Genomic DNA, 24,627 nt, shown 5'->3' on the forward strand with positions numbered 1-24,627 from the left:
TCAGCCTGCATGGCGTCTTTCTCGCCCTGCGGGTGCCGCCCCCTGGGGACACGCCCCGATGCGTTGGGCCTTCCTCGTTGTTTCCCCCGGCATCCATGCCGGAAGCCCTTTCGGGGTATGGCCATCGAGAACCCGACGCATCAGGGGCATCCGCCACCTCCCTCGGCGTGCTGATCTTAGGCTCAGCGGGCATCGGCAAGAGCGAACTCGCCCTCGACCTGATCAGCCGCGGCCACGCCCTGGTCGCGGATGACGCCCCCATCTTCCTCCCCGCAGCCGATGGCCGCTGGCTGGGCCGCTGCCCCTTTCCCCTGCAGGACTTCCTCGAGGTGCGCGGGCTCGGCATCCTCAACGTCCGGCGCCTGTTTGGCGAACAGGCCGTCTGCGCTGAGCATCCGCTCGACCTCATCATCCGGCTGGAGGACGCGCCATCCCGCCCTGAAGATCGCCTCGCAGGGGCCTGGCGCGACTACCGCCTGGGCGATGCCACCCTCCCCGAGCTTCCTCTGACGGTACGCGGTGGTCGCAACCTCGCCCTGCTGGTGGAGACGGCGGCCCGTCTACAGGCATGCGGCACCGGGGACGGCATCGGCTATAATGCCGCGCACGAACTCTCCCGCCGCCTCGGAAAACACCTCGGCAAGGAACCTTTGTGAAGCTGGTCATCGTCAGCGGCCTCTCCGGCTCGGGCAAGACCATCGCCCTGCACACCCTCGAGGATGCCGGCTACTACTGTGTCGACAACCTCCCCCTCGCCCTGCTGCCGGCCTTCGTCGACACTGCCCTGCTGCAACCCCTCAGTCTGGATCCGGAGCAGGCGATGGCCCCCCAGGAGCGCGCCGCCATCGGCATCGACGTCCGCGGCGGGGTCAGCGAACTGCGCCACCTGCACCAGCAGTTGGCGCGGCTGCGCGAAGGGCACCCGGAACTGAAGATCCAACTGCTGTTCCTGCACGCCGAGCACAAGGTGTTGCTGCGCCGCTTCAGCGAAACCCGGCGCCTGCACCCGCTGGGGCGCGAAGGCCTGCCGCTGGACGAAGCCTTACTGGCGGAAGCGGAACTGCTCGCCCCGCTGCGCGAGGCGGCCGACCTGATCATCGACACCTCACGCAGCAACATCCACCAGTTGCGCGCCCTGCTGCGCGCCCGCCTGCTGGAGCAGGAGCAGCGCGGGCTTTCACTCCTGCTGCAATCCTTCGGCTTCAAGCACGGCGCCCCCACCGATAGCGACTTCATCTTCGACATGCGCTGCCTGCCCAACCCCCACTGGGACCCTCGCCTGCGCCCATTGACCGGGCGCGATGCCGAGGTGGCCGCCTTCCTCGGTGATCTGCCCGAAGTCCATGCCATGCTCGATCAGCTCGAGCAGACCCTGCTGGCCTGGCTGCCCATGTTCGAGCGCGAGCAGCGGCAGTTCCTGTGCGTCTCGCTCGGCTGCACCGGCGGCCAGCACCGTTCGGTGTTCATGGTGGAACGTCTGGCCGAACGCCTGCGCAAACACTATCCTTCCCTCGCCATCCGGCACCGCGAATTGAGTTGACCCATGAGCCAAAGGCCGACCCCGAACGGGCTTCCGACAGGGACATCGGAAGGGACCGAGCAAAGAAAACGCGCTGGCGTGCTGATCATCGCCCACAACCATCTCGGCCAGCAGCTGCTCGAGACCGCCACCGACATGCTGAACCGACGCCCGCCGCAGGTGCGCAGCCTGGATGTCCTGCAAGACGATGACCCCGTCGACCTGCTGGCGCGAGCCCGGCGCCTGCTGGCGGAAATCGACCAGGGCGCCGGTGCGCTGGTGCTGACGGACATGTATGGCTCGACCCCGAGCAACATCGCCCACCGCTTGGGCGACAACGAGCATGCGGTGCGGGTGATCTCCGGCATCAACCTGCCGATGCTGATCCGCGCACTGAACTACGCCGATCTGCCGCTCGAAGAGCTGGTGCAGAAGGCCCTGAGCGGCGGGCGCGAGGGGATCTTCGACGCGCGTGGCATGGCCTGATGGTCAGAAACTGCACCGTCGGGATCGTCAACAAGCGCGGGATGCATGCCCGCGCTGCCGCCCGCTTCGCCAGCCTGGCTGCGACCTTCACCAGCCACATCAGCGTGCGGCGCGGCGAGCTCACGGCCAATGGCAAGAGCATCATGGGCCTGATGATGCTGGCCGCCCCACAGGGCACCGAAATCGTCATCCAGGCCGAAGGCCCGGACGCCGAGCAGGCCCTCGAAGCCCTTGGCGCACTGGTCAGCGGACGCTTCGGCGAAGCCGAATAGTCCATCTTCCCTGCCCTTCGGGCGGGTTTTGTCATACCATTCACATTTTTATGCACGCACCCCTGCGAGAGGGACATGAAGAAATCCTCCTACTCCTACGATGAGCTGATCCAGTGCGGCCGCGGTGAGATGTTCGGCCCCGGCAACGCTCAACTCCCCCTGCCGCCAATGCTGATGTTCGACCGCATCATGCAGATCAACGAAGACGGCGGAGCCTTCGGCAAGGGTGAGCTCATCGCCGAGCTGGACGTCAAGCCGGACCTCTGGTTCTTCCAGTGCCATTTCGATGGGGATCCCGTGATGCCCGGCTGCCTGGGGCTCGATGCCATGTGGCAGCTGGTCGGTTTCTACCTCGGCTGGATCGGCGGCAAGGGTCATGGCCGCGCCCTCGGCGTGGGCGAGGTGAAGTTCACCGGCCAGGTCCTGCCGGAGGCCAAGCTGATCACCTATAAGGTGAACATGAAGCGCACCATCAACCGCAAGCTGGTGATGGGCATCGCCGATGCCGTCATGCTGGTCGATGGGCGCGAGATCTACCACGCCACCGACCTGCGTGTCGGGCTGTTTACCTCCACTAGCGGATTCTGAGGGTTAGACTTATGCGCCGCGTCGTCGTCACCGGAATGGGCATCGTTTCCAGCCTGGGCAACAACAAGCAAGAAGTCCTCCAGAGCCTGCGCGAAGGCCGCTCGGGCATCGAGTTCATGCAGGAGTACGCTGACCTCGGCTTCCGCTCGCAGGTTGCCGGCACGCTCAAGCTGAACCCCGAGGAGCTGATCGACCGCAAGCTCTTCCGCTTCATGGGCCAGGCTGCGGCCTACAGCTACCTCGCCATGGCCGAGGCCGCCGCGGATTCGGGCCTGAGCGATGACCAGATCTCCAATGTCCGCACCGGCCTGATCGTCGGCTCCGGCGGTTCCTCCACCGCCAACATCGTCGAGACCGCCGAGATCGCCAGGAGCCGCGGCATCAAGCGCGTGGGCCCGTACATGGTCACCCGCACCATGAGCTCGACCACCTCCGCCTGCCTTGCCACCCCGTTCGGCATCAAGGGCGTGAACTACACCATCAGCTCGGCCTGTGCCACCTCGGCACACTGCATCGGCAACGCCATGGAGCTGATCCAGCTCGGCAAGCAGGACGTGGTGTTCGCCGGCGGTGGCGAGGAGCTGCACTGGGTGCAGTCGGCCATGTTCGACGCCATGGGCGCGACCTCCTCCAAGTACAACGACACCCCGCACACCGCCTCCCGTCCGTATGACGAGTTCCGCGACGGCTTCGTCATCTCTGGCGGCGGCGGCATGGTGGTGCTGGAAGAGCTGGAGCACGCCCTGGCCCGCGGCGCGAAGATCTACGGCGAGCTGGTCGGCTACGGCGCCACCTCGGATGGCTACGACATGGTGCAGCCCTCCGGCGAGGGCGCCATCCGCTGCATGCAGCAGGCCCTCGCCACCGTCGACACGCCGATCGACTACATCAACACCCACGGCACCAGCACCCCGGTCGGCGACATCCGCGAGCTGGAGGCCATGAAGGCGGTGTTCACCGACTACATGCCGGTGGTCACCTCCACCAAGTCCCTCTCGGGTCATGCCCTGGGTGCCGCCGGCGTGCACGAGGCCATCTACTCGCTCTTGATGATGGAGCATGGCTTCATCGCCGCCTCGGCTAACATCGAGACCCTTGATCCGGGAGCGCACGGTGTAAACATCGCTCAGGAGCGCATCGACAACGCCAAGCTGGATACCATTCTCTCCAACAGCTTCGGCTTCGGCGGCACCAACGCCAGCCTCGTCTTCCGCCGCTTCCAGGCCTGACCCGCTCCTACCATGCGGCCCCGCCGGGGCCGCACACCGCCCTTTCAAGCGTCACTTGAATTGTCCTTCCATTCGTCCTACTTTTGCAGGGTAATCTGAAAACCCAGCAAAGGAAGGAAGGATGAGCCAGCGCCTGACCGTCGACCAGTTCGTCTCCATGGTGCGCAGCATGCCGGTGGACAAGGTGGCAAGCCTGCCGCTCGAGACCCTTCCCGAAACCATCCCCGCCGAACTGATCCGCAACTCCCCCCAGCCCCTGCGCGGAGTGCTGGAAAAGCTCGCCTTCGATCTGAACGTGCACGAACTGCGCGAGCAGCAGGCGCTGGAACAGCAGTTCGGCAACCAGGCCGCCCAGGCGCTGGACAAGGCGCGCGGCTACGAGGCGGACATCGCCATTGCCCGCCTGCGGCAGAAGATCGCCGACACCACCCCTGCCTTGGAGAAGTGGCGCGCCGGCAAGATGACCAACTACGCCATGTCGCAGACCATGCATGGCCTGCGGGAGATCGTCACCGATGTCCATGCCGAGCGCGCGCGCATGGCCAAGGCCGAGCTCGTGATCAGCGAATGCCTGGCCAACAACCCGGGCCGTTTCGAAGCCCGGCTGCGTGAGGCCCTCGAGCGCCTCAAGCACTTCTCCGGCAAGATCGACGCCACCCTCGGCGAGTATCACGCCCTCCAGCTCGAGGTGGCGGCCGCTGACATGAACGACAAGCGCCGCCAGATCAACGACTCCGACCTCAAGAAAAAGGATCTGCTGGAAGAGCTGAACGCGCTGGAGGAACAGCTCAAGCGTCCCACCTCCCTCTTCTCCCGCCTGCTGCCCTGGGGTGCGAAGAAGCATGAGGAGAACCTCAAGCACCGCATCAGCGACCTGCACCAGCGCATCATGAGCGAGGAATGGGTCATGGCCGAGAGCCAGCTGACCCGCTGGCTGGATGCCATGGTCGACGCCAGCCTGTATGTGAACTCCGCCGCCACCCAGCAGAACCTGCGCCAATCCCGCCTCAACCTGTTCTTCCTGCTCAATGCCTTCTGTGAACAGCAGGAGGCCGCCGCCAAGCAGGTCGCTCGCAACCCCTTCATCCAGGTCGATCCGAAGAAGGCCATCGAGTACATGCTGATGTCCGAGCGCTTCATCCTCGACTACTTCGCCAAGAAGCGGGCCGAGATCATCCAGTGGCTTGGCAATGCCGCGGACAGCCGCCTGCGTGCCCTTGAGCACCTCGAGATCGACCTGATCAGCGAGATGAAGCGCAATATGCGCTGAACAGAAAACGCGCTCCCAAACGCTTGAGGCCCGCAGATGCGGGCCTCAAGCGTTCAGGCTCTGCTCAGGGGCATCCCTGCCCCTTTTTCGTCAACGCATGTTGTCAAGGATCGCGCGCTTGACCTGGTCCAGGGTCGCGTCGATGGTCAGCAGCGTGGCCTTGCCCTGGCACTGGGCAATCGCCGTGTCCGGATCCTTCAGGCCGTTGCCGGTCAGGGTCAGCACGAGGCTTGAGCCCTCCGGGATCTTGCCGCTCTGGATGTCCTTGATGGCGCCCGCCAGCGAGGCGGCCGAGGCGGGCTCACAGAACACACCCTCGTACTGGGTCAGCATCTTCTGCGCGGCGAGGATCTCCGCGTCGGTGACCTCCGCGAACCAGCCGCCAGACTCCTCCATCACGTTCCAGGCGCGGTCCCAGGACTGCGGATGGCCGATGCGGATGGCAGTGGCGATGGTCTCCGGATGATCGACCATGTGGCCGCGCAGGAAGGGCGCGGAGCCGGCGGCCTGGTAGCCGACCATCTTCGGCCGGTTGCCGACGATGGCGCCACCCGCGTAGGCGCACTTGCCGTTGCAGTAGGCACAGGCCTCGGTGACGTGCTCACCGGAGGCGGAGGAGTACTCGCAATAGCCGATCCAATGCGCGGTGATGTTGCCCGCATTGCCCACCGGCAGGCAGTGGTAGTCCGGGGCGCGCCCCAGCTCCTCGATGATCTCGAAGGCCGCCGTTTTCTGGCCCTGCAGGCGGTAGGGGTTGACCGAGTTGACGATGGTCACCGGGGCCTCACCCGCCACTTCCTTGACCAGGCGCATGCCGTCATCGAAGTTGCCCTTGATCTGCAGGGTGATGGCACCGTACATCATCGCCTGAGCGAGCTTGCCCATGGCGATCTTGCCGTCCGGGATCAGCACGAAGGCGGTGATGCCCGCACGCGCAGCATAGGCCGCGGCCGCCGCGGAGGTGTTGCCGGTGGAGGCGCAGATGATGGCCTTGGAGCCCTCCTCCACCGCCTTGGTGACCGCCATGGTCATGCCGCGGTCCTTGAACGAACCGGTGGGGTTCAGACCCTCGTACTTGACGTAGATGTCCACCTGCTTGCCCAACAGCTTGGGGATGTTGTGCAGGCGGATGAGGGGGGTGTTGCCCTCGCCGAGGGAGATGATGCGGGTGTCATCGGACACCGGCAGGCGGTCACGGTAGCGGTCGATCAGGCCGGTGTAGCGGTTGCGGAATGGCATGGTGGTGACTCAAAGGGGGACGGATAGGATGTGGTATCCCCTCCCCCCCTGGGGGGAGGGTCAGGGAGAGGGGGATGGATTTTCAACGAAGCATCACCCTCTCCTCTACCCCTCTCCCCTCAAGGGAGAGGGGAAAAATGCGCGACCTCAACCGAGGCTCTCGACCCGGATCCGCGCCACCGGCCGCTTGATGGCGGGCAACGCCTCGATGCGGGCAATAGCCTCGTTCATGCGGCCTTCCTTCACCCGGTGGGTGAGGATGATGACCGGGATGTCCGTTTCGTCCTCCGGGGCCTCTTTCTGCAGGATGGCCTCGATGCTGATGTCCTGGTCGGCGAGGATGCGGGTCACATCCGCCAGCACGCCGGGTTTGTCCTCCGCAGTCAGGCGCAGGTAGTAGGCGGTTTCGACCTCGCTCATCGGCAGGATCGGCAGATCACGCAGGGCGTCGGGCTGGAAGGCCAGGTGCGGCACGCGGTTCTCGGGGTCGGCGGTCATGGTGCGCACCACGTCCACGAGGTCCGCTACCACCGCCGAGGCGGTGGGGTCGGCGCCCGCGCCCGCGCCGTAGTACAGCGTCGGGCCCACCGCGTCGCTCATCACCAGCACAGCGTTCTTCACCCCATCGACGTTGGCGATCAGGCGGCGCTCAGGGATGAGGGTCGGGTGCACGCGCAGCTCGACCCCCTGCGCGGTGCGGCGGGCAATGCCAAGGTGCTTGATGCGGTAGCCAAGTGCCTCGGCGTAGCTGACATCCTCACGGGTGATGCGGGTGATGCCCTCGGTCACCGCCTTGTCGAACTGGAGCGGGATGCCAAAGGCGATGGAGGCAAGGATGGTCAGCTTGTGCGCGGCGTCGATGCCTTCCACATCGAAGGTCGGATCGGCCTCGGCATAGCCCAGGCGCTGGGCCTCGGCGAGCACGTCGTCGAACTCGCGGCCCTTGTCGCGCATCTCGGTGAGGATGAAGTTGCCGGTGCCGTTGATGATGCCGGCGAGCCATTCGATGCGGTTGCCCGCCAGACCTTCGCGGATGGCCTTGATGACCGGGATGCCGCCGGCGACCGCGGCCTCGAACGCCACCATCACCCCCCGATCCTGGGCGGCACGGAAGATCTCATTGCCATGCAGGGCGATCAGCATCTTGTTGGCGGTGACCACGTGCTTGCCAAGCTCAATGGCACGCAGCACCAGCTCGCGGGCAGGCTCTACACCCCCCATCAGCTCGCAGACGACCTCCACCTCCGGGTCATTGACCACGGCGAAGGGATCGGTGGTCAGGCGGATGCCGGTGGTGTCGCAGATGCGCGGCGCGTCGATCCGGCGGGCCGAGGCGGCGACCACCTCGATGCCCCGCCCGGCGCGGCGCGAGATCTCATCCTGGTTGCGGCGCAGCACATTGACCGTGCCGCCTCCCACCGTGCCCAGCCCAAGCAGGCCGACCTTCACTGGCTTCATGGTTGTTCTCTGTGAAAAGCGATGCGCAGGATTTTAACCCAGATTGCCCCAAGAACCCGGCCTCAGCCCAGCACGTGGGTGTAACGCCGGCGATACTGGTCGAGGAAGCGGGTGATGCGACCCAGCGCCTCGCCCAGGTCATCCATGTTCGGCAGGAAGACGACGCGGAAGTGGTCGGTATCGGCCCAGTTGAAACCGCTCCCCTGCACCACCAGCACCCGCTCCTGCTCCAGCAGCTCGAGGATGAACTGGCGGTCGTCCTGGATCGGGTACATCTTGGGGTCGAGGCGCGGGAACAGGTACATCGCCCCCTGCGGCTTGACGCAGCTCACCCCAGGGATCGCCTCCAGCATCTCGTGCGCAAGGTCACGCTGACGCCGCAGGCGGCCACCGGGCGCGACCAGGTCGTTGATGCTCTGGTAGCCCCCCAGCGCGGTCTGGATGGCAAACTGCGCCGGGACGTTGGAGCACAGGCGCATCGAGGCGAGCATGGTCAGACCCTCGATGTAGTCCCGCGCGTGGCGCTTGTCGCCCGAGACCACCAGCCAGCCCGCCCGGTAGCCCGCGGCGCGGTAGTTCTTCGACAGGCCGTTGAAGGTGATGAACAGCACATCATCGGCCAGCGAGGCGATGGAGGTGTGCTCCACCTCGTCGTAGAGCACCTTGTCGTAGATCTCATCGGCATAGACGATCAGCTGATGCTGGCGGGCAATCTCCACGATCCCCTGCAACAGCTCGACCGGGTAGACCGCGCCGGTGGGGTTGTTCGGGTTGATGAGCACGATGGCGCGGGTGCGCGGGGTGATCTTGGCGCGGATGTCATCAAGGTCCGGCAGCCAGCCCGCCTGCTCGTCGCACACATAATGGCGCGGCGCGCCCCCGGCCAGTGCCACCGCTGCCGTCCACAGCGGATAGTCCGGCGAAGGCACCAGCACCTCGTCGCCATCGTCCAGCAAGGCCTGCATGGCCATCACGATCAGCTCGGACACCCCGTTACCGATGTAGATGTCATCGATCTGCACCCCGCGGATGCCCTTGGTCTGGGTGTAGTGCATCACCGCCTTGCGCGCAGCGAACAGCCCGCGCGAGTCGGAATAGCCCGAGGCCCCGCCAAGGTTGAGGATCACGTCCTGCATGATCTCCTCGGGCACCTCGAAGCCGAACGTGGCCGGATTGCCGATGTTCAGCTTGATGATCCGGTGCCCCTCCTCCTCCATCTGCTTGGCGCGCTCCATGACCGGGCCGCGAATGTCGTAGCAGACATTCGCGAGCTTGGAGGACTTGCGGATCGGATTGAGCAGTGGGGTGGTCATGGCGCGCTCGAGATGTTGGTGCAGGGCAGGAAAACAGGCAACATTAGGTTTACCCTCAAGGGCTGTCAATGCGGCCTGCCCGGGCCATCCTTGGAGAGATCAGCGTGAAACTGCACCTCAACTTCACCGACCAGCGCTTCATCATCCAGAACTACGGGGAGGCCCACGTCACCATCAACGGCGAGCGCATCGAACGCAGCCTGATCCTCACCCCGGAGAAACGGCTCGACTGGACCGCGCTGGCGGCCGCAAACCTGGACGAGGCCCTGCTCGCCCCGCTGCTGGAAGACGAACCCGAGCTGATCATCATTGGCACCGGCCCACGCCAGCAGGTACCGAGCCCCGCCGTCATGCGCTTCTTCGCCCGCCATGGCATCGGCCTCGAATACGTCAGCACCCCGGCCGCCTGCCGGATCTACAATATCCTCGCCGGTGAAGGCCGTCGGGTGGGATGCGGGCTGATGGTGGGTGGCTAATGCCCCCTCCCCCCTCAGGGGGGGGAGGGTTGGGGAGAGGGGGATTGAGGGCAGGACCATCGTCTCCACCCTCTCCCCCGCCCCTCTCCCCTCAAGGGAGAGGGGAGATTACCGCCTCGATGATCCCTCACTGTGAGGATTCGATGGCCCCCGCCCCGCCTCTCACCCTCCCAAGAAGGCCCGATGCACATCCCCACCATAGCGGTGGATGATCTCCCGCTTGGCAGCCTGGTGCGCCGCCTCACTCCACGGCTGGCCGCCTCGCGCCACCACACGCCGCGCCAATTCATCGGCGATCACATCCAGAAACAGCTCCGCCAACAGCAGCCGCGCGGCATCGCGGAAGCGCCCGCGCCCGTCGAGGTACAACTGCACCGTGGGCGCGCGCGTGTTGATGATGACCTTGCGTTCCACCGAACTGTAGATCGCCCGGTCCACCTCGTTGTCCAGCGCCCGCAACTCATAGCCTGCAAACAGGATAACCCCATGATCGTGTTGTGGCCGCCTGTGGGCCCCATGCACTGCCCTGCCCCGCGGGTGATGCTGCCTTGGGGCCTGCTCAGCCAGCACGATCTCGCACAGGGCAAGATACGGCCCGGCGGTAACCGTGATCGTCCCCCGCGCCCCGGCCTGCGCCCCCTCCACCGTCCAGGTCAGGGTGTGCGCCCCCGCAAGCTCGCTTACCGGCCGCTCCGTCACGGCCGGTTCGATGCGCACTGAGTCGGGCAGGGCATAGCTGATGTTCAGCACGGCATCCGGCCCAAGCCTTGCCGGATCAACGATCAGCGTCACATGGAAGGGATGCCCGGGTGGGCGGTAATAGAACGGCGTAGAAAAGCGCAGGGCCTCCACGGCCTCGGCCGCCCCCGCGGCCTGCCCAGGCCCTTCGTCCGGGCCCAGGGTGATACCCAGGTCGTGAATGGCCACCTCACTCATGTGCAGCAGCAGATGCTCGATCATCTGGCTGGTACGGCCGGAGGTAGTGGCGTGATCCAGGTGCCGCAGCCGGTCCAGCTCGGCCTGCACCGCGGGGGCGATCAGGGCACTCACTGCCTGGGCAAACGCCGCCACGAAGGGATTGCGCAGGTTCAGCCCTTCCCGCTCGTCACTGATGATGGCCTCGCCCTGGGCGAGCCTTTCCAGCAGCGCCGGGCAGCGCACCGTACCGAACAGGTACTCCGTGCCCACCTTGTTCTCGAACTCGAACAACTGGCAGTCCAGCACCGCCTCGCCCGAGACCACCAAAAGACCGTTGGTCCGCTCATCCCCGCGCAACGTCAGCTCAGCCCCCAGGGCGCGCTTGAGGGTCAGGGTGAAGGGGTAACGTTGCCCCTCAACATCGAAATGCGCGGGAAGCTCCGGCCCCAGCAGCACCGTGGCCGGCGGTTCCTCGTAGCGTACCGGGAGTGGCGGGCCGTCCGCCCGGCCGTCATGCATCTCCTGCAACATCACCTCCCGGCGGGCGAGCACCTCGCGCAGGTAGATGTTGTCGGCCAGCGCATGCCGCAGGGACTGGAACTGGGCAATGCTCACCTGCGGGTTGTCGACCACGATGGTCACCCGCGTACCGTTGGCGGGAATGCCGAGGCGCTCCCGGTCGGCCGCCTCCACCGCCCGATCCCCCGCACCGTCATCGAACAGATAACCACCGTTCTCACCACGAAACAGCTCGATGCGGGCATACCGCCCGTCACGGATGGTCTCGATCCAGCCGTAACCCAGCCCGAACACGGCCTGCTTCAAGCCCCGGCCAAAATAGCCCCGCCCACTGCCACCGCCGTTGGCCAACACACTGTGCGCCCCGCCGTAGCTGAGGATGCGCCGCGCCTGGGCATGGCTCATCCCCTCCGCCTGATCGGTCACCTTCAACACCGCACCGGCCAGGTGGCGCTCGTACTGCACCAGAATCACCCCGCCCGCTTGCCCCAGGCGGAGGTAACTGTCATCGCTATTGGTGATCAGCTCGACCAGCGCCTTTTCCAGCGAGGCGAAGCGGCGGGAGTCGATATCGATGACGCGCTGGTCAACGGGGATTTCGGCAATGGGCATTGCAGCTCCTTAGCCCGAGCAAAAAGTCAAACGTCTACCCCCCTGATTCCGAGGGTACAAGAAAACCATGGGACAAGCCACCTCAGAAAAAAAAACACTGCTCGCAAGATCGTACTTGGCTTAGCTTGTAAAGTGGTTGATAGCATAGCTTAATATAGCACCCACAACATCAACACCACCCTCATTATCAAACTTCACAACACGAGGCTTTCCTTTGTCATCGGTCAGGCGAATGCCATCACTGTAAAAATCAACTTCAAGCATTTTATCCAGGCGAATCATGAAGGACTTGACATCTCCACGAAATAAAACCCGCTTATTCGTAATAATTAGGTCACCAACACTCACAGGAAGGACCGCCTTGTCAGTAACGATACGCCCGCGGTGACTACCCACTCGATAGGAGACGCCCTTCGCAATACGGAAACTGAAACCTTGGGAGCCACCCTCATAATGGCGACTCACGACACGCTCCTCAAGAATACTGGCTGGCTCCATCCAGTACGCAAGCTCTTCTTTTTGAAGAACTACGTTGGGTACACTAAAAATAGGGGGATTTCCATTTTTAATTTCTGTGATGAGACGAAGACGAATTAACTCCTTTTTCGACTTTGCAATCTCAGACTCCGGTATCATTAAAAACTTCTGTAGCTTGGCAAGCTCAGCTTCCTCTTCCGCGGTGACGACACCATCTGCTTTCGCTGCTCTAAGTGCGGCGTTATATGCCTGAACACGAACGCTCTTCAAGTCGTCTTGCGTAAGTCCAAGCTCTTTATACCATGCCTGCATATCATACATTTCATCGTCGCTTAGCCTTCCATCCTCCGCCGCCTTGATAATGCAAGACAGAAAATCTTTCTTATCCCTGTAGCGCTGCCTGATAACGGCAATCTTTTCGGATAGGCCACGAAAAAACCCCATATTTACTACCCCCTTGTTTGCCACATCCCGGATGACCTCAAGATAATAACCCCCCCTCCTGGCTTTGGGGCGTTGAAGCTGCTCGTTGATAACCTGGATAAAAATAGCCATGAACATCCACTTTTACAAGCATGCCAAAATTATGCCGAAAGCACCAACCAAACTGCTTCGGCGCAACGAACCCACATCCTTCCTGACCAGACGATCTATGACATCATCGACGGCATGACGAGCATACTAGACCATAAACACCGCAGCCGCTCCGTTAGAGTCATTCATTTGCATCGCACCGACACAGACTTGGACGCAAAAAACTCTGCTCCCTATCCATGTAGCATTTCCACAAATATTCGGTTTCAATCACACGATCTCATCAGAAGGCCCTACACCATGACCGAACAAACCTTCATCACCGGCAAGGACGCGGCCCTTGAGGTGTCCATTGAGCGCATGCTCACGCGCCTCGCCGAGCTTGGCTTTGCGATCGAGGAGGCGCGCTGGCTCAATCCTGTGCCGCATGTCTGGTCGGTGCACATCCGCGACCGCAACGCACCCTTCCTGTTCACCAATGGCAAGGGGGCGAGCCGGAAGGCGGCGTTGGCCTCGGCCCTGGGGGAGTACTTCGAGCGGCTGGCGACGCAGTATTTCTTCTCCGACTACGACCTGGGCGATGCGCTGGCCCAAGCGGACTGGGTGCATCACCCCAGGGAGCGGTGGTTCCCGGTCAAAGGCAAGGCCATCCCGAAGGGGCTGATGGATGAGGCGATGCTCACGGCCTGGAACCCCGATGGGGAGCTTGCGGCCCAGCATCTGCTCGACTGCAATGCGGGCTTTGCCGGGCGGGGGATCTGCGCCCTGCCCTTTGTGCGCCAGCGGGATGGCAAGACGGTGTTTGTGCCGGTGAATGTGCTCGCCAATCTGTTTGCCAGCAATGGCATGGCGGCGGGGAATACGGTGTTTGAGGCGCGCACCCAGTGCCTGGCCGAGATCTTCGAGCGCCACGTGCGCCACCGGGTGATCACGGATGGGCTGTGCCTGCCGGACGTGCCGCCGGAGGTGTTGGCCCGTTACCCGCAGGTGCTGCGCGCAATCGAGGCGCTGGAGCAGAGCGGTTTCCCCATCCTGGTCAAGGACGCCTCGCTCGGCGGCCGCTACCCGGTGCTCAATGTCACCCTGCTCAACCCCAGAAACGGCGGGGTGTATGCCTCCTGGGGCGCGCATCCGCGTTTTGAGGTGGCGCTGGAGCGCACCCTGACCGAGCTGTTGCAGGGGCGTGACCTGGATCAGCTGGCCGATTTTCACCCACCCTCTTTCGATCTGGACGAGGTGGCCGACCCGGCCAATATGGAGACCCATTTCATCGACCACAGCGGCCTGATCGCCTGGGACTTCTTCCACCGCACGCCGGACGTGGAGTTCTGCGCCTGGGACTATGGCGGTTCGACCGAGGAGGAGTTCCACCACCTGCTGGGCCTGTTGCACGAGGAGGGGCGCGATGCCTACATCCTCGACCTGCCCCACCTTGGGGTGTACGCCTGCCGCATTGTCGTGCCGGGTTTCTCCGAGGTCTATCCGGCCGCGGATCTGTGGGAGAACAACAGCAACGCCGCCCTGCCCCTGCGCGATGCCCTGCGTTGTCTGCCCATGCTGGATGAGGCCGGGCTGCGCGGGCTGTTGCGCAAGCTGGAGCAGCTGGGTTTCGCCGACGAACAGCCGCTGACCGAGCTGCTGGGGCTTCTGGCTGACCGGGAGAGTGCCTGGGCCAGCCTGCGGGTGGGGGAGCTGAAGGGTTGGCTGCGGCTGGCCTTGGGCAAAGCCCGGGATGCGGCGGACAACCTCGCCTGGGCGCTGGACTTCGGCCACCTGCCGGAGGGGCGGGCCCGGCTTGTGCGCGCGGTCACCGATCTTTTGCGCTTCAAGGCCCAGAAGGGGTTGGATGTGGCCGACTTCCGCCCGGTGCTGCTGCGCCTGCATGGAGATGAGGTGTTCACGCGGGCCGAGCAGCTGGTGGCAGGCCAGGAGCGCCTGCCGGATCTGCCCGCCCTCACCGGCGAGGGTGGCGGGATGCAGCGCCATGCGCGCTTGCTTGAGGCCTATCACCGGCTGCGGCAGGCGCATGAGGCATGGACAAGGCGCTCCCCCATCCCTTCAGAATAATCGCAAGAAGATCTGGAACGTTCGCATAAAGCGAAAATCCAGCATGCAAAGGGGCATCTTCGCTCTGTCGGGGTGTAGGAGGCCCGCCCTCGGGCCGACGCTTGCGCACGATACGCCTGTCGCGGCGGAGGCGCCGCTCCTACATCGGCGTTCAGGGCGATGAGACAGGTTCATGCGATTGCCCTGCCCACCCCTTGACGGATGAGGTAAAACCTCTCATAAACACACAAAATTCATGGTTCAAGGATGGAACACCATGCACCTTGCAATCGAACGGACCGGGGACTTCGCGCACATCGCTGCCTGTGCGCACCACCTGGCGCAGCAGGAGGGCGTGGGCAGCCTGCTGATCCTGGCCGCGGGCGAGGCCAAGCCCGAACCCTGGAACGACCTGCTTGCCTCCCTGCCCATCCCCGCCTTCGGCGGCTGCTTCCCCGGTGTCATCACGCATGATGAGTGTTTGCAGCAGGGGGCGATCTGCCTTGCGCTGCCCTGCGCCCCAAGCTTCATGGCCATCCCCTCGCTCAACGATCCGGAGATCGACCTCCACGCCTTGCTCCAGGCCCAGGCGGACGGCCAGAAGGCGAGACTCGCGATCGTCCTGGTCGATGGCTGGGCACGCCGCATCGACGATCTGATCGACGCCCTGTTTGATCACCTTGGGATGAGCATCCCGGTCATCGGCGGCGGGACGGGGCTGCTCGAGGATGAAGCTCCTCCGTCGCTGATCACCCCCTGGGGGCTGCAGGCGGAGGGTGGATTGATCGCCCTGCTCGACCTGCCCGCCGCGGTGGGCACCGGCCATGGCTGGCAGGCCATTGCCGGGCCGTTCGAGGTCACCGAGGCTGACGGCAATGTGATCCTCTGCCTCGACTGGCAGGCGGCGCTGGATGTCTACCGTGGCGTCGTCGAGCCCCATTCCGGGCACGACCTCGACCCGGAGCATTTCTTCGATCTGGCCAAGGCCTACCCGTTCGGCATGGCCCGTCTGGATGCCGAGTTCGTGGTCCGCGATCCGGTCCGGATCGAACAGGACCATGGCCTGCGCTGCGTGGGCGAGGTCCCGACCGGCAGCCTGGTGCACATCCTGCACGGCAAGCCGGATGCGCTGATCGACGCCGCGCTCAAGGCCCGTCATGACGCCGAGCAACGCCTGCCGCAGGGGATGCAGCCCCGCATCGACCTCGTGTTCGACTGCATCTCGCGCGCCCTCTTCCTCGGCAACCGCTACGCCAACGAGCTGGCCGCGCTGAACTCAGGCCAGCGTCCCCTGATCGGCGCGCTCACCCTCGGTGAGATCGCAGGCCATGGCAGCAACTACCTCGAATTCCACAACAAGACCACGACCGTGGCCCTGCTCGGAGAACCGACATGACCCCGCTCGAGCGTCAGATCGCCTTCGACATTGCCATGCGGGTGGGACGCGGGCTTGAGCTCGAACCCATGCTGAGGGACAGCCTCTCGATCATGCTGCGGCAACTGGGCTGTGTGGCGGGGGGCGTGTTCAAATGCCGCCCTGATCATCCCGACACGATGGTGCTGCTGCAGCACATCCCCCACCATGGCACTTCCTTGCGGCTGCTGGAGCATGCGCGTCAACGGTTGCTCTCATGGACCGCGGAGCACGAGGCAAGCGTCCCACCCAAAGAGCTGACCCTGCTTGTGCAGGATGAGGAGGGTGACCCACTCCATCTGCACCTCTACAGCCTGCCCCGCTTTGGCGCACTGGTCCTGCTGCGCCCCGACCATCCCCTCTCCCATCCGCTGCGGCAGTCGCTCATCCCCATTGCGGAGCAGCTGGCCCAGGCCTGCCTGGCCCATGACCGCCTGCACACCATCCAGGCCATCCAGTCGGAGCTTAAGCTGGAACGCGAGCGTGCCCAGGCAGCGCTGCTGGCGCTCTCGGATGGCGTCATCAGCCTCGCCCCACAGGGGACGATCCAGCTCATCAATCCCGCCGCCGAACGGCTGCTGGGGGTGACGCGGCAGCACGTCCTCGGGCAGCACGTGGCGGACTGGATCAGGGTGCGGGATGAGTTCGATGGGGAGCCGATCGATCTGACCCGCCTTCTTGGCCTGGACAGCGATGCCCCACCTGCGGAACTGGCGAGGGGGCGGCGTGTGGTGCTGAATCACGGCCCCCATGCCGGCAGCATTCTGGAGCTCTCCCTCTCCCCCATCCACGCCGCCGACATGGCCCAACAGGGGATGGTGATCGTGCTGCGGGACATCTCCGCCGAGGTGGAGGCCAAGCGCACCCTGGAGTGGGAAGCCACCCACGACATGCTGACCAATCTGGCCAACCGGCGAGCCTTCGAACGCCGCCTGGACCAGCTCTTCTACAACGCCCGCATGGACGGCGGGCGGCATGCCCTGGTGGTGTTCGACCTCGACCACTTCAAGGTGCTGAATGACTCCGAAGGGCACGCCGCCGGGGATGAGCTGCTGCGGCAGATCGCCCTGCTCATCAGCACCCAGACGCGGGCCTCTGACATGGTGGCGCGCCTCGGGGGGGACGAGTTCGCCCTGCTGCTCGCCGACTGCCCGCTGGAGCGCGCCGAGACCCTGGCCCGCAATATCACCGATGCCATGGCCAAGATCCGCTTCTACTGGGGCGGCAGACCGCACCCGGTCAGTGTCAGCGCGGGCATCGTCGGCATCGACTCGCAGACGGCGAGCGCCCAGGAGGCCCTGAGCGACGCTGACACGGCCTGTTACGCCGCCAAGGAGAAAGGGCGCAACCAGGTGCAGGTCTATCGCCCCGGGGATGCCGACCTCTCCCGCCGCAAGGCCACCCTGGCCTGGATCACCCGGCTCGAGCACGCCCTGTCCAACCGTCTGTTCTGCCTGGTGGCCCAACCCATCCGGCCCATCGCCCTTGCCACCGAGCAGGAGCACTACGAGATCCTGCTCCGCCTGCGCGAGGCGGGCAGCGAAGTCATCGGGCCGGTGGACTTCATTGCCGCCGCGGAACGCTACCACCTGATGTCGCGCATCGACCGCTGGGTGGTGGAGGAAACGCTGGCCTCCCTGCACCGCGGACCGCAGCATGTCTCGGTCGCCATCAACCTCTCCGGCCAGACCCTGGCCGACGATGGGTTCAGCGACTTCCTGCACGAGAAGGTACGCGAATGCGGCGTCGCGCCCCAGCGCCTGTGCTTCGAGATCACGGAGACGGCCGCCATCAGCAATCTCAGCCGGGCACAGGACTTCATGCGCGAGTTCCGCGATCGGGGCTTCCGCTTCGCCCTGGACGATTTCGGCAGCGGCTTGTCCTCCTTCGCCTACCTGAAGAACCTGCCCGTGGACATGCTCAAGATCGACGGCAGCTTCATCCGCCATGTCGACCACGACGCCACCGACCGGGTGATGGTCGAGGCCATTGCCCGGGTCGGCAAGGTCATGGGCATCCCCACCATCGCCGAGTATGTCGAACGCCAGGAGATCCTCACCACCCTGCGCGAGATCGGGGTGGACTACGCCCAAGGCTGGGTGGTCGGCCGCCCACGCGCCTTGGGCGAGATCCTGCCGGCCCTGAACTGAATCAACCGGGGGCCAAACCCTTCAGGTCGCTGTTCAGCCTTGATGCAAAGCCGTGACCTGAACCACCGCCTCGAGCACATCCGCCGCCACCGCCACCCCCGGAGGGCAGGCACGCTCATCGCCAGGCCGGTATTTCCCCGTGCGCACGAGCATGGCCTGAAGGCCTGCAGCCCGTGCACCGAGCACGTCACTCTGCACGTCATCCCCGATCATCACCACCGCCTCGGCCGGCACGCCCAGCCGCGCCACGGCGTGGCGGAAAAAAGCCACGCCGGGCTTGCCCAAGGACAAGGCGCGGCAACCCGCAGCCTCCTCCAGCAGGCGCACGAACGGGCCTGCGTCGAGGAACAACTCGCCCCCCTCGCGGAAGTACCGGCTGCCGGAGAGCGAAACCAGCGGAGCCCCCTCCATCAGAAGTCTGAAGGCCGCGTTCAGGGCGGCATAGGTGAAGCCCTCCCCGGCATCGCCCACCACCACGGCATCGGGCGCGCTTTCATCCACGCCGGAGAAATCGGCACGCAGACCGGGATGGATCAGCAGCAGGGGACGGCGGCCCTCATGCACCAGCCACTCCCGCGCAAGAATGGCCGGCGTCAGCAGAGCCTCCGGCTCCACCACCAATCCCGCCGCAGCAAGCCGCTCCAGCAGTGCGGCACGTGCGGTGCGGGTGGTGTTGGTCAGCAGCATGAACGGCAGGCCGGCCGCACGTAGCTGGTCCAGCGCCTCCGCCGCCCCTGGCAGGGGCGCCTCCCCGTCCAGCAGTACCCCACCGATGTCGAGCAACACGGCCTGTATCCGCATCCGTCCCCCTTCGCCCTGCCTCATCAAGACCATGTTTTGAAGTTTAACCGAGCCGACCTCTTCCCTTGGGCTGCGCCTCATCGTAGCGTTCTGTTTTTTAAGGAGGAACGCATGTACGACATGAAGCACCTGCGCCGCCTGGCGCAACTCGACCACCTCGCCCCCGAGTCCTTCGCTGCCTTCAAGGCGCTGGACGACGTCGCCTTCAAGGACGGCGCCATTCCGCGCAAGTACAAGGAGCTGATGGCCATCGTCGCCGCCCAGATCACCCAGTGCCCCTACTGCCTCGAGGTGCATGCCCGCCTGGCGCGCCGCCACGGTGCCACCGAGGAGGAGATTGGCGAGGCGGTGATGGTGGCGGTGGCGATGGCCGCCGGTGCGGCGGTCACGCACGGCGCTCACGTCCTCAGCGAGCCCAAGGACTGAGAATCGGGCGCGAGGATCAAGGCCATGTGCTATGTAAGGAATAAGCCCCCCGTTCGGGGCGCAGGGAACATTCATGGTCTTATCCTCCACTCCAGCGGCCAAAGGGGATGACTCCCGCCTCGCCATCCTCTTCAATCACCTGACGGATGCCGTGCTTCTCCATGACCTCGAGGGAAACGTCCTGGAGGTCAACGACACCGCCTGCCGCCACCTCGGCTACAGCCGGGACGAACTGCTGCGCATGGGCCTCGCGGACCTCGGCGACCCCGCCTCGAAGGCCCTCCTCGGCGGGCATCTCGCCACATTGCGCGAGGAAGGCCGGCGGCTGTTCGAGACAGTCCACCTGACCCGCTCCGGGGAGCGGATCGCGGTGGAGGTCCACAGCCAGGTCATTCCCTTCGACGGGCGCGAGGTGGTCCTCAGCGTGGTGCGCGACATCCGTCAGCGCAAGGTTCCAGACGCGACGCCGCACGACTCGAGGAGCGGATTCCGCCCCCTCCTCGAAGGGCTGGAGAGCCTGACCCACGAGCTGGACCAGCACGTCCTGCGCGGCGAATCCTGGGATACGCTGATGCAGTTCCTCTGCCGGCGGATCGTACATGTCCTGCAGCTCCCGCTTGCCTGGGTCGGCAAGCGTCATGTCGCCGAGGACACGCTGGTCGCGGTCGCCGCGGCGGGTACGGCAGAGCCCTGTCTGGTCAAGCTGCTGCAGGCCAATCATGTCGGCGGCCTGCCCGAGGTGACGCTCGGACCGGCCCTTGCTGCCCTGCGCAGCGGCCGCCCTCAGTCCGCCAGCACCGACGACCCTGCCTGGGAACGCTGGGCCTCCGTCGTGGAGGGCTTCGGCATCCGCGCGGGCTTCGCCATTCCCCTGATCGTGCGTGGCAAGGTCGAAGGGGTGTACAGCCTCTATGCCGAGCGCCCCGACCAGTTCGAGGACCCGCTGATCCGGACCCGGCTCGAACGCCTCAGCGACCACCTCAGCCTGACCCTCGAGATGGCCATGGACCAGCAGCGCATGCGCCTCTTGAACGATGCCCTGGTGGCCGCCGGCAACCCCACCTTCATCACCGACCGGGAAGGCACGATCGTCTGGGCCAACCAGGCCTTCCTCAACCTGACCGGATACGAGATGGGCGAGGTGCTGGGCCACAATCCCCGTCTGCTGCAATCAGGCCGCCAGCCGGTGGAGTATTACCAGCAGCTGTGGGAGACCATCTCTGCGGGAGGGGCCTGGAGCTGCGAAACCATCAACCGGCGCAAGGACGGCGAGCTGTACGTGGTGCAGCAGACCATCACGCCGATCCGCGACCCGCAGGGCAACATCTCGCACTACATCTCCATCCACGAGGACATCACCGCCAAGAAGATCAACCAGGAGCGCATCGCCCATCTCGCCCATCACGACGTGCTCACGGGCCTGCCCAACCGCCGCCTGCTGATGGAGCGCCTGACGCGCGCCATCGCCATGGCGCGGCGCAACGGTCAGGGGGTGACCCTGCTGTTCCTCGACCTCGACGGCTTCAAGCCGATCAACGATAACTTCGGCCACCTGGCCGGCGACCGCCTGCTGCAGGAGGTGGGCCGGCGCCTGCAGGGCCTGTGCCGCGAATCCGACACGGTGGCCCGCCTGGGCGGGGATGAGTTCACCATCCTCCTGCCCGGCGCGCATACGGACATGGAGGCCGGGGCCGTGGCTCGCAAGCTGATCCAGGCCATGGGCCAGCCTTTCCCACTGGATGGACAGCGCGTGACTATCGGCACCAGCATCGGCATCGCCCTTTGGCCCGAGCATGCGCAAGGACCGGAAGAGCTGATCGCGGCCGCGGATCGCGCGATGTACGCCGCCAAGAAGGCGGGGCGCGGGGTCTTCCGCTTTGCCTGCGGCCAGGACCAAGCCCGGCCTCACTCCGAGTCAGAGGTGCAGGAAGAAACGAGGTCCCACCAAGCGCCGAAGGCTGGTCTATAGTCGATGGCAGGTCGCCGTGACCTGAAGACACCACCGGAGGAAATCGCCATGAGCAATGTCGTCAAAGTCATCGAGGTCCTGGCCGAATCCGAGAAGAGCTGGGAAGACGCCGCCCAGCAGGCCATCAACCGCGCCGCCAAGACCCTGCACGGGATCAAGTCGATTTATATCGAGAACTTCGAAGCCAAGATCGAGGACAACCGCATCGTCAAGTACCGCATCAACGCCAAGATCTCCTTCCTGCTGGAGTAAGGCATGATGTTCCGGGACCGCGAGGATGCGGCCCGCCAGCTGGCCGGCCGCCTCAAGCCATGGAAGGGCCGGCACCCCCTGGTGCTGGCCATCCCGCGCGGTGCGGTGCCGATGGGTGCGATCATCGCCGAGGCGCTGGAGGGCGACCTGGACGTCGTGCTGGTGCACAAGCTCGGCGCCCCTGGCAACCCGGAGTTCGCCATCGGCGCAGTGGATGAGTCCGGCCACATCCATGTTGCAGATCACGCGGCGATGACCGGGGCGAGCCAGGAGGATATCGAAGCCGAGGCCCGCGCCCAGCTCGCCGTCTTACGCAAGCGACGCGCTCAGTACACCCCGGTGCGCCCCCCGCTCGACCCGGCAGGCCGCGTGGTGATCGTGGTGGATGACGGGGTGGCCACCGGCGCCACCGTCATGGCCGCGCTCCAGGCCATTCGTGCGAAGAAGCCCGAGAAGCTGATCCTCGCCATCGGGGTCGCGCCGCCAGACACCCTCAACCGGCTCCGTCCCCTGGTCGACGAGCTGGTCTGCCTGCACAGCCCGGCGGAGTTCTGGGCGGTGGGCCAGTTCTTCGCCGACTTCCGCCAGGTGGAGGACGAGGAAGCGGTGGACATCCTGCGCCGGTTCGGAGAACGCAGCTCCACATCCACGGCATGAGCCCGATCCTCGATCTCAAGCTGCTGCTGGTGCTGATGGCCGCCAATGGCGCCCCCATCATCGTGGCTTGGCTGTTCGGCCGGATGCTCGATCCCCCGCTGGATGGTGGACGGCTCTTTCTCGACGGCCGCCCGCTGTTCGGCCCGCACAAAACCTGGCGCGGCCTCATCGCGGCCCTGCTCGCCGCGGCTGCCCTGGCCCCCCTGCTCGGGCTGGGCGCGATCACCGGGATGCTGCTCGCCCTCTTCTCGATGCTGGGCGACCTTGGCAGCAGCTTCGTCAAGCGCCGCCTCGCCCTCGCCCCCAGCAGCCGCGCCCCCCTGCTGGACCAGCTACCGGAGGCCCTCCTGCCCCTGCTGCTGCTCAAGCCTGCCCTCGGACTCGGCTGGATCGACATCACCCTGACGGCCGGACTGTTCGTCCTGGCGGATATCGCCCTCTCCCGCCTGCTCTACCGCCTGCACATCCGTAACCGGCCGTACTGAGTCACGCCCCAGCCCCGAACGCAGGACATGCAGGGTCATCTCCGCCGGGCAGTTGAGCCGCACGTCCAGCACCGACACCCCGGTCCCGCGCGAGGTGTAACCCTGCATGCCCGCATGGCTCCAGGCCCCTTTGCACAGCCGGCGCGGCGCGTGGGCATTGCACAGGATCGGCATGCCCCCCGGCAGGGCAATCTGCCCGCCGTGGGTATGGCCGCACAGCATGAGGTCGAAGCCCGCGTGCGCGGCCTGGCGCCAGATCTCGGCAGAGTGGGAAAGAAGGATGGCGCATGCCTGCGGCGGCACGTCGGTGGTCGCCTTCTCCAGGTTGTCCAGGGCGTAGTAGTGGGGGTCGTCCACCCCCACCACGTGCAGCCGCGCCCCCGCCTGCTCCAACACGGCGGATTCATTCATCAGCACCCGGATACCAAGCGCCTCCAGACCAGGCAGCATGCGCAGACTGTCGTGGTTGCCGAGCACGGCGAACACCCGCTCGGGCAGCACGGCACGCAACCGGTCCAGCCCTTCCAGGGCCGGCTCGCTGGGACCGAAGGTGCGCGCGCGGAAGTCACCGGTGATGACGCAGGCGTCGCACTCCACCCCGCGTGCGGCCTCGGCAATGACCTGCGGCATGTCGGCGTGCATGTCCAGGTGCAGGTCGGAGAGGTGCAACAGGCGGAAGCCATCGAAGGCCCGGGGCAGGCGCTCAAGGCGTACCTCCCTGCGGGTCAGACGGATGTCGCGCGCATTGCGCCGCCCCCGCCCATGCAGCCCGGTCAGGCGCAAGACACCCCGCATCAGGCCGTGGACGGAGTACCAGTTCTCGATATGGAAGAAGGTGCGGCCCTGGCCGAAGACCTGGGCCTCGTGCTCGGCCTCGATGCCAAGCCGCAGGCGGGCGTGCAGCCGCCCCACCCGCGCCTCGAGCAGGGACAGGAGTTGGGCGTCCGGGAGAGCCGCGGCCAAGTCTTACCTGTACTTGTAGTAGGTGTGGTTGAGGTAATCCGTCACCGCCTGCACCTCCTCCTCGAACCAGGGGACGTCGAAATAGGTCACGCAGGACTGGACCATGGTCTTGAGACTGTCCTTGGTCGGGTATTTCTTGCCCACCCGGCTGGTGTAGAACGCGGCGTTGTGCGGGGCCTTGTGGCAGCCGGCGCATTTCTCCTCGTGCAGTTTCTGCCCGCGGCTGATGTCCGCCAGGACGGGCTCCGCGAACAGGGCGGTGGCAACGAAGGCTGCGGGGAGCATCGGGATCAGGGCATGGCGCATGGCTAACATCCTCCGAGACAAGGGGCAGGGCAATCGCATGAAGGCCTGGAGCGTTCGCACAAGACGAAAATCCAGCGTGCCAACGGGGCCATCGTCGCCCTGTTGGGGGTAGGAGGCCCGCCCTCGGGCCGATCGCCCACGCACGGCACGCCTGTCGCGGCGGGGGCGCCGCTCCTACGCGGGCGTTTTGAACGATGAAACAGGTTCATGCGATTGCCCTGGGACAAGGGGTTGGCCTCTTGATCCTA

23 protein-coding genes and 1 pseudogene are annotated in these 24,627 nt (G+C 65.4%); 16 read left to right on the plus strand and 8 right to left on the minus strand.

The annotated features are described in order from the left end of the window. The first annotated feature begins 95 nt into the window (after positions 1-95). From V6D91_RS02885 to V6D91_RS02915, 7 genes are all read left to right on the plus strand, one after another. Complete coding sequence (locus tag V6D91_RS02885) at positions 96-656, plus strand: HPr kinase/phosphorylase (protein ID WP_347317674.1); 561 nt, start codon at positions 96-98, stop codon at positions 654-656. Beyond that, positions 653-1,540, plus strand: coding sequence for an RNase adapter RapZ (gene rapZ, locus V6D91_RS02890; protein WP_347317675.1), 888 nt, complete (start codon positions 653-655; stop codon positions 1,538-1,540). Before V6D91_RS02885 ends, rapZ begins: the two co-directional genes overlap by 4 nt. Before the next feature lie 78 nt (positions 1,541-1,618). Further along, a complete protein-coding gene (locus tag V6D91_RS02895) occupies positions 1,619-2,005 on the plus strand; it encodes a PTS fructose transporter subunit IIA (protein ID WP_347317676.1) in 387 nt (128 codons plus the stop codon). Further along, positions 2,005-2,277 (plus strand): HPr family phosphocarrier protein, encoded by a 273-nt coding sequence (locus tag V6D91_RS02900; protein ID WP_347317677.1) that lies wholly within the window; start codon positions 2,005-2,007, stop codon positions 2,275-2,277. Before V6D91_RS02895 ends, V6D91_RS02900 begins: the two co-directional genes overlap by 1 nt. A 75-nt stretch (positions 2,278-2,352) precedes the next feature. Next, positions 2,353-2,865: a 3-hydroxyacyl-[acyl-carrier-protein] dehydratase FabA gene (gene fabA, locus V6D91_RS02905; RefSeq protein ID WP_347317678.1), complete on the plus strand. Its 513-nt coding sequence runs from the start codon at positions 2,353-2,355 to the stop codon at positions 2,863-2,865. A gap of 11 nt (positions 2,866-2,876) precedes the next feature. Further along, a complete protein-coding gene (gene fabB / locus V6D91_RS02910) occupies positions 2,877-4,094 on the plus strand; it encodes a beta-ketoacyl-ACP synthase I (protein ID WP_347317679.1) in 1,218 nt (405 codons plus the stop codon). Between the two features lie 121 nt (positions 4,095-4,215). Next, positions 4,216-5,364 carry a hypothetical protein gene (locus V6D91_RS02915; protein ID WP_347317680.1) on the plus strand — a complete coding sequence of 383 codons (1,149 nt, stop codon included), beginning with the start codon at positions 4,216-4,218 and terminating at the stop codon, positions 5,362-5,364. Between the two features lie 90 nt (positions 5,365-5,454). Here V6D91_RS02915 and thrC read toward each other — a convergent pair whose 3' ends face one another. From thrC to V6D91_RS02930, 3 genes are all read right to left on the minus strand, one after another. Beyond that, positions 5,455-6,603, minus strand: a complete 1,149-nt coding sequence (thrC, locus tag V6D91_RS02920; RefSeq protein WP_347317681.1) for a threonine synthase — start codon at positions 6,601-6,603, stop codon at positions 5,455-5,457. A 147-nt stretch (positions 6,604-6,750) separates the two neighbouring features. Next, the gene (locus V6D91_RS02925) at positions 6,751-8,061 is read right to left on the minus strand and encodes a homoserine dehydrogenase (protein WP_347317682.1); all 1,311 of its coding nucleotides are present in this window, start codon (positions 8,059-8,061) and stop codon (positions 6,751-6,753) included. Between the two features lie 62 nt (positions 8,062-8,123). Next, on the minus strand, positions 8,124-9,374 hold the full coding sequence (locus tag V6D91_RS02930) for a pyridoxal phosphate-dependent aminotransferase (RefSeq protein ID WP_347317683.1): 1,251 nt from the start codon (positions 9,372-9,374) through the stop codon (positions 8,124-8,126). Positions 9,375-9,478: 104 nt separating this feature from the next. On the opposite strand from V6D91_RS02930, the gene V6D91_RS02935 reads away from it, so the two are divergent. After that, positions 9,479-9,850: an Mth938-like domain-containing protein gene (locus tag V6D91_RS02935; RefSeq protein ID WP_347317684.1), complete on the plus strand. Its 372-nt coding sequence runs from the start codon at positions 9,479-9,481 to the stop codon at positions 9,848-9,850. A gap of 162 nt (positions 9,851-10,012) precedes the next feature. On the opposite strand, the gene V6D91_RS02940 is transcribed toward V6D91_RS02935, so the two are convergent. Both V6D91_RS02940 and V6D91_RS02945 read right to left on the minus strand, forming a co-directional pair. Then, complete coding sequence (locus V6D91_RS02940) at positions 10,013-11,899, minus strand: ATP-binding protein (RefSeq protein ID WP_347317685.1); 1,887 nt, start codon at positions 11,897-11,899, stop codon at positions 10,013-10,015. A 120-nt stretch (positions 11,900-12,019) separates the two neighbouring features. Beyond that, positions 12,020-12,931 carry a hypothetical protein gene (locus tag V6D91_RS02945; RefSeq protein ID WP_347317686.1) on the minus strand — a complete coding sequence of 304 codons (912 nt, stop codon included), beginning with the start codon at positions 12,929-12,931 and terminating at the stop codon, positions 12,020-12,022. A gap of 279 nt (positions 12,932-13,210) precedes the next feature. On the opposite strand from V6D91_RS02945, the gene ycaO reads away from it, so the two are divergent. The 3 genes from ycaO (at position 13,211) to V6D91_RS02960 (ending at position 18,520) form a co-directional block, all read left to right on the plus strand. Beyond that, positions 13,211-14,977 carry a 30S ribosomal protein S12 methylthiotransferase accessory factor YcaO gene (gene ycaO, locus V6D91_RS02950; RefSeq protein WP_347317687.1) on the plus strand — a complete coding sequence of 589 codons (1,767 nt, stop codon included), beginning with the start codon at positions 13,211-13,213 and terminating at the stop codon, positions 14,975-14,977. A gap of 256 nt (positions 14,978-15,233) precedes the next feature. Further along, positions 15,234-16,352: an FIST C-terminal domain-containing protein gene (locus tag V6D91_RS02955; RefSeq protein WP_347317688.1), complete on the plus strand. Its 1,119-nt coding sequence runs from the start codon at positions 15,234-15,236 to the stop codon at positions 16,350-16,352. Next, positions 16,349-18,520, plus strand: coding sequence for an EAL domain-containing protein (locus tag V6D91_RS02960; RefSeq protein ID WP_347317689.1), 2,172 nt, complete (start codon positions 16,349-16,351; stop codon positions 18,518-18,520). Before V6D91_RS02955 ends, V6D91_RS02960 begins: the two co-directional genes overlap by 4 nt. A 33-nt stretch (positions 18,521-18,553) precedes the next feature. On the opposite strand, the gene V6D91_RS02965 is transcribed toward V6D91_RS02960, so the two are convergent. Next, complete coding sequence (locus V6D91_RS02965; RefSeq protein ID WP_347317690.1) at positions 18,554-19,321, minus strand: TIGR01458 family HAD-type hydrolase; 768 nt, start codon at positions 19,319-19,321, stop codon at positions 18,554-18,556. 111 nt (positions 19,322-19,432) lie between these two features. Here V6D91_RS02965 and V6D91_RS02970 point away from each other — a divergent pair, with 111 nt between their 5' ends. The 5 genes from V6D91_RS02970 to V6D91_RS02990 all read left to right on the plus strand — a co-directional run bounded on the left by V6D91_RS02970 (position 19,433) and on the right by V6D91_RS02990 (position 23,110). Then, positions 19,433-19,747: a carboxymuconolactone decarboxylase family protein gene (locus V6D91_RS02970; protein ID WP_347317691.1), complete on the plus strand. Its 315-nt coding sequence runs from the start codon at positions 19,433-19,435 to the stop codon at positions 19,745-19,747. 73 nt (positions 19,748-19,820) lie between these two features. After that, positions 19,821-21,716 (plus strand): diguanylate cyclase, encoded by a 1,896-nt coding sequence (locus tag V6D91_RS02975; RefSeq protein WP_347317692.1) that lies wholly within the window; start codon positions 19,821-19,823, stop codon positions 21,714-21,716. 48 nt (positions 21,717-21,764) lie between these two features. Then, the gene (locus V6D91_RS02980) at positions 21,765-21,968 is read left to right on the plus strand and encodes a dodecin family protein (RefSeq protein WP_347317693.1); all 204 of its coding nucleotides are present in this window, start codon (positions 21,765-21,767) and stop codon (positions 21,966-21,968) included. A gap of 3 nt (positions 21,969-21,971) precedes the next feature. Then, on the plus strand, positions 21,972-22,625 hold the full coding sequence (locus tag V6D91_RS02985; protein WP_347317694.1) for a phosphoribosyltransferase family protein: 654 nt from the start codon (positions 21,972-21,974) through the stop codon (positions 22,623-22,625). Beyond that, positions 22,622-23,110 (plus strand): CDP-archaeol synthase, encoded by a 489-nt coding sequence (locus V6D91_RS02990; RefSeq protein ID WP_347317695.1) that lies wholly within the window; start codon positions 22,622-22,624, stop codon positions 23,108-23,110. Before V6D91_RS02985 ends, V6D91_RS02990 begins: the two co-directional genes overlap by 4 nt. A gap of 201 nt (positions 23,111-23,311) precedes the next feature. Here the strand turns inward: V6D91_RS02990 and V6D91_RS02995 are convergent. Together V6D91_RS02995 and V6D91_RS03000 are read right to left on the minus strand one after the other, a co-directional pair. Continuing rightward, positions 23,312-23,905 (minus strand): annotated as a pseudogene (locus tag V6D91_RS02995) (metallophosphoesterase); the annotation flags it as partial. 171 nt (positions 23,906-24,076) lie between these two features. Beyond that, positions 24,077-24,379 carry a cytochrome c gene (locus V6D91_RS03000; RefSeq protein WP_347317696.1) on the minus strand — a complete coding sequence of 101 codons (303 nt, stop codon included), beginning with the start codon at positions 24,377-24,379 and terminating at the stop codon, positions 24,077-24,079. Positions 24,380-24,627: the final 248 nt, after the last annotated feature.

The organism is Thiofaba sp. EF100, assembly GCF_039822285.1.
Lineage (GTDB): Bacteria > Pseudomonadota > Gammaproteobacteria > Halothiobacillales > Halothiobacillaceae > Thiofaba.

What these genes read in the sequence shown, in the direction of transcription:
- V6D91_RS03000 (WP_347317696.1), bottom strand. Translation starts at nt 24,379, where the DNA reads ATGCGCCATGCCCTGATCCCGATGCTCCCCGCAGCCTTCGTTGCCACC.
- V6D91_RS02960 (WP_347317689.1), top strand. Translation starts at nt 16,349, where the DNA reads ATGACCCCGCTCGAGCGTCAGATCGCCTTCGACATTGCCATGCGGGTG.
- V6D91_RS02945 (WP_347317686.1), bottom strand. Translation starts at nt 12,931, where the DNA reads ATGGCTATTTTTATCCAGGTTATCAACGAGCAGCTTCAACGCCCCAAA.
- V6D91_RS02955 (WP_347317688.1), top strand. Translation starts at nt 15,234, where the DNA reads ATGCACCTTGCAATCGAACGGACCGGGGACTTCGCGCACATCGCTGCC.
- thrC (WP_347317681.1), bottom strand. Translation starts at nt 6,603, where the DNA reads ATGCCATTCCGCAACCGCTACACCGGCCTGATCGACCGCTACCGTGAC.
- fabB (WP_347317679.1), top strand. Translation starts at nt 2,877, where the DNA reads ATGCGCCGCGTCGTCGTCACCGGAATGGGCATCGTTTCCAGCCTGGGC.
- V6D91_RS02940 (WP_347317685.1), bottom strand. Translation starts at nt 11,899, where the DNA reads ATGCCCATTGCCGAAATCCCCGTTGACCAGCGCGTCATCGATATCGAC.
- V6D91_RS02985 (WP_347317694.1), top strand. Translation starts at nt 21,972, where the DNA reads ATGATGTTCCGGGACCGCGAGGATGCGGCCCGCCAGCTGGCCGGCCGC.
- ycaO (WP_347317687.1), top strand. Translation starts at nt 13,211, where the DNA reads ATGACCGAACAAACCTTCATCACCGGCAAGGACGCGGCCCTTGAGGTG.
- V6D91_RS02915 (WP_347317680.1), top strand. Translation starts at nt 4,216, where the DNA reads ATGAGCCAGCGCCTGACCGTCGACCAGTTCGTCTCCATGGTGCGCAGC.
- V6D91_RS02885 (WP_347317674.1), top strand. Translation starts at nt 96, where the DNA reads ATGCCGGAAGCCCTTTCGGGGTATGGCCATCGAGAACCCGACGCATCA.
- V6D91_RS02925 (WP_347317682.1), bottom strand. Translation starts at nt 8,061, where the DNA reads ATGAAGCCAGTGAAGGTCGGCCTGCTTGGGCTGGGCACGGTGGGAGGC.
- fabA (WP_347317678.1), top strand. Translation starts at nt 2,353, where the DNA reads ATGAAGAAATCCTCCTACTCCTACGATGAGCTGATCCAGTGCGGCCGC.
- V6D91_RS02965 (WP_347317690.1), bottom strand. Translation starts at nt 19,321, where the DNA reads ATGCGGATACAGGCCGTGTTGCTCGACATCGGTGGGGTACTGCTGGAC.
- V6D91_RS02900 (WP_347317677.1), top strand. Translation starts at nt 2,005, where the DNA reads ATGGTCAGAAACTGCACCGTCGGGATCGTCAACAAGCGCGGGATGCAT.
- V6D91_RS02930 (WP_347317683.1), bottom strand. Translation starts at nt 9,374, where the DNA reads ATGACCACCCCACTGCTCAATCCGATCCGCAAGTCCTCCAAGCTCGCG.
- V6D91_RS02970 (WP_347317691.1), top strand. Translation starts at nt 19,433, where the DNA reads ATGTACGACATGAAGCACCTGCGCCGCCTGGCGCAACTCGACCACCTC.
- V6D91_RS02980 (WP_347317693.1), top strand. Translation starts at nt 21,765, where the DNA reads ATGAGCAATGTCGTCAAAGTCATCGAGGTCCTGGCCGAATCCGAGAAG.
- V6D91_RS02975 (WP_347317692.1), top strand. Translation starts at nt 19,821, where the DNA reads ATGGTCTTATCCTCCACTCCAGCGGCCAAAGGGGATGACTCCCGCCTC.
- V6D91_RS02990 (WP_347317695.1), top strand. Translation starts at nt 22,622, where the DNA reads ATGAGCCCGATCCTCGATCTCAAGCTGCTGCTGGTGCTGATGGCCGCC.